This window comes from Pseudomonas emilianonis (assembly GCF_023072625.1).
Taxonomy (GTDB): domain Bacteria; phylum Pseudomonadota; class Gammaproteobacteria; order Pseudomonadales; family Pseudomonadaceae; genus Aquipseudomonas; species Aquipseudomonas paraveronii.
This window is the reverse complement of the sequence record NZ_JAKNRV010000661.1, coordinates 1-1,339: the sequence shown is the minus strand read 5'-3', so window position 1 is coordinate 1,339 and position 1,339 is coordinate 1. Positions and strand designations below refer to the sequence as shown.

At 48.6% G+C, this 1,339-nt stretch carries 2 protein-coding genes and 1 pseudogene; all 3 read right to left on the bottom strand.

Annotated elements, in window-relative coordinates:
* Window positions 1-270: 270 nt before the first annotated feature.
* The gene (locus L9Z73_RS30640; protein ID WP_247408701.1) at window positions 271-651 is read right to left on the bottom strand and encodes a hypothetical protein; all 381 of its coding nucleotides are present in this window, start codon (window positions 649-651) and stop codon (window positions 271-273) included.
* Window positions 651-1,028, bottom strand: a complete 378-nt coding sequence (locus L9Z73_RS30635; protein WP_247408699.1) for a hypothetical protein — start codon at window positions 1,026-1,028, stop codon at window positions 651-653. The genes L9Z73_RS30640 and L9Z73_RS30635 overlap by 1 nt, the downstream gene beginning before the upstream one ends.
* Window positions 1,018-1,339 (bottom strand): annotated as a pseudogene (locus tag L9Z73_RS30630) (hypothetical protein); the annotation flags it as partial. The pseudogene L9Z73_RS30630 and the gene L9Z73_RS30635, both read right to left, overlap by 11 nt.

Below are 1,339 nucleotides of genomic sequence, written 5' to 3'. Positions count from 1 at the left end.
TTCGCGCGTCGTCGATCAACTTTGGAAATGGACTCCCCCTCGCCTAGCAATAGCTGTCAGACACTTCCTAACAGCTATTCCAATGGACTAATTCCGTTAAATTATATGACTGCGGTAACGCAACTGACGCGAAGCGTCACCAGCACAAAATGATGTAAAGAGTTCCCTTGGTTGGTCGCACCCAGCCAGTTTTTTGCCCAGCACTCCATTCGATCACGGGGCCTTTTTTGGCTCGGCAACTGAAGAAAAACATTCCTACTGAACACTAATTCATTTACGCAGCCAAAAAACGACGCCGCACATAAAGACAACGACGATGACGAAATAGATACCACGAAACAAGTTTTTCAGGCTGCGAGGAAACTCCTGGACTTGCTGCCAGTCAATGACACCACGCTTCAGATTCCATGTTGGCAGTAATACGGCTACTGCAACCGCAGATAACCGCATCATTCTTCCTCGCGGCGAGTTGCCCCAAAACTGAGAGTGGAAGATAACGAGACTGCATTTGTTCAGAAGGCGCTCCATGTAGTCGAGACGTCGATAGGCCAGAAAAACGCCTATTAGTACAACGACATTGATAGAGAGTATTAACGCCACCAGAAACCAAAACATAACACGAGAATTTAAGAGATAGTCAATACCTAACACTATTTGCAAAGCCAGAAATAGGTACCAAAGGCAAAGAAAACCACACCAACCAAGAGCATTCCCCTGAACAGGTTTTTAAGGCCACGAGGGAACTCCTGAACTTGCTGCCAGTCAATGACGCCGCGCTTAAAATTCCTCTCTGGCTGTAGTACTGCCACTGTAATTGCAGATAACCGCATCATTCTTCCTCGCGCAGAGTTGCCCCAAAAGCGGGAATGAAATACGACGAGACTGCATTTATTCAAAAGCCGCTCCATGTATTCCAGCCGTCGATAGGCCAGGAAAACACCTATTAGTACGACAACGACGACCGAAACACACAAGGCTAACTCAATCCAAAAAATGATGAGAGGATTTAGGAAGTTGTCAATATTCATAGAGTTTTTCACCCACCATTTCCCCACCTCTGCTACCAATCGCACCTCCTACAACCCCCCCAGCCGCGCCACCGATTAATAGACAAGCCAGTGAGCCTGGACCGGTTGTTGGTATCAATACGGCAAGACACAAACTTGATCCTATATAACCTCCTAGAGCGCCTCCTCCAACCCCCATCGTGAACTTCCCCACCTCCACATACTTAGCCTTCGTACACTGCTCCTCCCTCCCCGTGGAACAGGCTTCCTTGATCTCCAGCCCAGTGGACGCAGCGCTCAAAGCAATCCCCAACGGCGTCCCAGCCTTGAGC

What these genes read in the sequence shown, in the direction of transcription:
- L9Z73_RS30635 (WP_247408699.1), bottom strand. Translation starts at nt 1,028, where the DNA reads ATGAATATTGACAACTTCCTAAATCCTCTCATCATTTTTTGGATTGAG.